Source organism: Ligilactobacillus sp. (assembly GCF_036846325.1).
GTDB lineage: Bacteria > Bacillota > Bacilli > Lactobacillales > Lactobacillaceae > Ligilactobacillus.
Genome location: NZ_DAIUCE010000129.1, coordinates 1 through 3,871, shown reverse-complemented (window position 1 = coordinate 3,871; position 3,871 = coordinate 1). Strand labels below are relative to the sequence as shown.

Below are 3,871 nucleotides of genomic sequence, written 5' to 3'. Positions count from 1 at the left end.
AAACCTGGTGGAAAATTCGCGTCTCACCCACCAAACCTGGTGGAAAATTCTGCGCTTCGCCCACCAATTTTGGTGGAAAATCCACACTTCGCCCACCAAACCTGGTGGAAAAATCCACACTTCTCCCACCAATCCTGGTGGAAAATCCGCACTTCGCCCACCAAACCTGGTGGAAAAATCCACACTTCTCCCACCAAACCTGGTGGAAAATCCCATTATGACAGCAAAACAAAGCCCGGACGATCCGCAGTTGCGAATCATCCGGGCCTTGCTTCTTCCAAATCCTATTCATTCTTATCCACAAGCTGCTTTCTGTGGATATTCTTCTCACAAATTCTTCCACAGGCGGATATGTTGACATCCTGTGTATTTCCTGACACAAGCAGAACGCCAAACTCACACTTACTTCAGCACCTCATCAACCCTGGACGGCATCTTCTGTCTTTCCACCTTGTTGACGTCATAGTACTTGCCGTCAAACGAATGAAGCGTCGTGAACTTCCGGCCTGAAGCAGACGAGACGACGGTGGTCATCTCAAGTCCAAACGACTTCGGCTCATATGTCTTCTTGTCCACATGAACGTTAAACGTGGCATTGGTGAAGCTGACGTTCTTCAGATCCGTGCTGTAGAGTCTCTTTGCCGTGGCATCATCTCTGCCGAGAACCTCGAGCAGTTCCTTCTTGAGCCTGTCGGAAGGATTTTCCGGTACCCTGAATACCAGCGCATATTCGCCGCCTTCTTCCTTGAGATTGAACTTGACCTTGTTGTCACTCATGACTTCAAGATAATCCCTTGCAATATTCGGATTCTGAACGATGAACCTGTAGTTTGACTGGGCGCTGTCGATGGCCTGCCTGTAGCTTCTGCCCTGCGTAAGGCCAATCATCGCCGTATTGTAGAGGTCCTTTCCGTCGTAGTACAGAACGTACTTGTTGTCCCTGGCTCCTTCCTGGAAACGGATTGATGCGTCTGACTTGAGCGTCACCGGTTTTTCCGTATATTCCGTTTTCGTTTTATACGAAACCGTGTTGTCATGCCCGTCGCCAGTGTGCTTGACGAAGAATCTCGTCTCAATTCTGGCGCCCTTTACCTTCTTTTCTGCATCGACCGCTTCCGACAAAACCCGGTCCTTTTTTGAAACCTTCTTTTCCGTGTCAACGGTCGTGTCTCCGGAACCGCCTGTCTTCTTCGCATTACCGCCGCCTGCGCAGGCGGACAGTCCGCATGCCACAAGCAGAGTCACGGCCGTAACTGCCAGCTTTCTTCTCATTTATCTTCCCCCCGTGTTGAAAAATACAGTGCTAGTTCTTCGTGTGATTCTGGTCGTAATCGATGTATTCCTTCGGCATTTCAACCGCACCGGTTCCGTTTACGCTGACGTATCTTCCGTCAAATGATTCCGTACGGGTGCTCTTGGTACCGTCCGTTCCCGTGCGTACAGCCGTGACGTTTGCCGTGTAGCTCTTCGGCTGGCTGGTGTCTGAGTCGACATGCACCTCAAGATTCACCTCGTCGAATTTCCACCGCGCAAGTTCTGACTTCTCATAGCTTGCATACGTATTCTCAACCGGGCTTGTGATGCGCAGCAGTTCCGTCTTCTGAGCGTCAGTCAGCTTCTTCTTCGAGGCATCGCAGGAAATGACCGTCTCACCGTCTTCGTTCTTCACGGTGATCTTCGCTTTGGCCTTCTTCATGGCCTTGAGCAGCTTCGGTGCTGTATTTGCCGCATCAGTGGCAAACTTGTTGTATCCGATCTGCCCCTTGAGCGTTCTGCGGTATGTCTTGCCGTTCGCATAGACGTTCGAAAGCTGCAGGTACATATCCTTGCCGTCGGTCATGACCGTTGAATGCGAAACCTCGCTGTTGACAACCGTGGTCACGCTCGCCTTGGACCCGAACGGATCTGCATGATACTCCACGCCCATGTTCATTTCAACATTCTTCGTCTGACTTCCCTCCACCGTCTTGACATGCACGGTATCCTGAATCTTGGCCCCCTTGAGCGAAGAAAACGCGTCAAGCGCCTTGTTCACTGCCTTGTCCTCCCTTGACTCAGCATTCCTGTGGACCGCATTCCTGACCGTGTCCGTACTTTTTTCGCTCTTGCTCCCGCATGCTGAAAGTCCTCCCGCAACCAGCACAAGAGACGCCGCCAACAACATTCTTTTCTTCATATTTCTTCCCCCATTTTGAAATATTTGTTAAATTAACATTAACAGAAACCGTTATCTTTTTCAATAATTATTTTAATATGACTTTTTTCTAATATTCGATTATTGTGTAAAATACAGAGCCGGGTTTCTGCTTCGGTGCATGAGGCACCTGCAGGTCTTCGAAGCATGGTGCTGCATTTACCCGACAGGCAGCAGGTGAGAAGAGCATTGAAAAAATGTGTCTCAAGTAAAAATCCGGACGTTTTTTCAGCCAACTGCAAATTTCATCCGGACATTTGTGCTGCAGGACAATTCTCCTGTCATGAGGGCTGCTTTTTACGGGCAAATCCAAGAAATCGCCGTTTTGCCCGTAAATTTCAGTTCTCACTCTTTCCGGTTATTCGTATACACAAAACCCCAGGTGAAATCTGCAGTCAACTGCAAATCACCTGGGGCTTCGATTCAAACTGTGTTTTTTCTCAGCCTATCTTACAACCTCAATTTCTCCCGTCGTTTCAACCTCAAGCTTGTCCCCATCCTTGGCTATCCTGATCTTTCCGTATTCAGTGCGGTATTCAAGTTCGAAGTCCATCGAAAGATCGACATCGGGATTTACGGCAATCCTCCGTCCGCCCGGAGCCAGCAGCCTGAGCCCGCACACTCTGCGGACGAACCAGTCAAGGACGCACCCCATCGCATAGTGATTGAATGAAAACGTCCCGACATGTCCGTCCGGCGTGATGCATGCCCATGACTCCCAGAGAGTCGTCGCACCTTTTTTCACCTCATAAAGCCACGAAGGACACTTGTCCTGCATGAACAGTCTTGCGGCAAGTTTCTCATAGCCGTTATCGCACAAAACATCAAGAAGATAAGGAACAGACAGAAAACCCGTGTCAAGCCGGCAGCCGTTTTCCTCAATCATCTCCGCCAGTCTCTTTGCCAGGGACTTTCTGACACCATCCGGCACCATGTCAAATGCAAGGGCCAGGACATAGCATCCCTGATAGTCGTTTCTCAGGCGTCCGTCATCCGTTACAAAGCGTTCCGTGAAGGCAGACCTGACATTTGCAGCATATTCGAAGAAGTCGGAGCCGTCCTTTCCGAGCACCTCGAAGATTTTTCCCAGAAGCTCTGAACTGTGGGCCAGAAATACTGTTCCAACAAGATCTCTCGTCACTTCCGAAGTCTTCATCGGATCGGGATTTTCCATCATGAAGCTTGGAAACATCCAGTCACCGTAGTTGAACTTGTTGTCCCACACGTACCGGTCCAATCCGGTCTTCCCTTCAGCTGCGCTTCTTCGCTCGTATTCGTGCCACGAAACCATGGCATCAAGGTTGTCCTCAAGAATCTTCCTGTGGCCGTAGCGCTGATACATTGCCCACGGAACCATGATGACTGCATCCCCCCATCCGGCAGATGACAGTGAGCCCGTAAACCCTGTATTTTCAAAGAAGTCCCGTGGTGCCGGGGAATAGTCGAGGATTTCGCCGTCATCCTGCTGGTCTGCCCGGACGCAGTGAAGCCAGCGGGAAATCAGCGCCTCCGTATCATAATAGAAGGTGGATGCCGGAGCAAACACCTGCATGTCTCCGGTCCAGCCCATGCGCTCCCGCTGCGGGCAGTCGGTCGGAATGGAAATCATGTTTCCCCGCTGACTCCACCTGATGTTTTCAAGCAGCCTTTCCACATCCGGGTCACTGACATGAATCG

4 protein-coding genes are annotated in these 3,871 nt (G+C 50.5%); 1 reads left to right on the top strand and 3 read right to left on the bottom strand.

Annotated elements, in window-relative coordinates; all coding sequences use genetic code 11:
• On the top strand, window positions 1-358 hold a 358-nt coding region (locus V7Z60_RS09165), incomplete at its 5' end, for a hypothetical protein (RefSeq protein ID WP_334117515.1).
• Between the two features lie 44 nt (window positions 359-402).
• Here V7Z60_RS09165 and V7Z60_RS09160 read toward each other — a convergent pair.
• The 3 genes from V7Z60_RS09160 to V7Z60_RS09150 form a co-directional block, all read right to left on the bottom strand.
• The gene (locus tag V7Z60_RS09160; RefSeq protein ID WP_334117514.1) at window positions 403-1,272 is read right to left on the bottom strand and encodes a DUF6612 family protein; all 870 of its coding nucleotides are present in this window, start codon (window positions 1,270-1,272) and stop codon (window positions 403-405) included.
• Window positions 1,273-1,303: 31 nt separating this feature from the next.
• Complete coding sequence (locus V7Z60_RS09155; protein WP_334117513.1) at window positions 1,304-2,176, bottom strand: DUF6612 family protein; 873 nt, start codon at window positions 2,174-2,176, stop codon at window positions 1,304-1,306.
• 463 nt (window positions 2,177-2,639) lie between these two features.
• Window positions 2,640-3,871: alpha-L-rhamnosidase-related protein (locus tag V7Z60_RS09150; RefSeq protein ID WP_442918914.1), on the bottom strand; the 1,232-nt coding region annotated here is incomplete at its 5' end.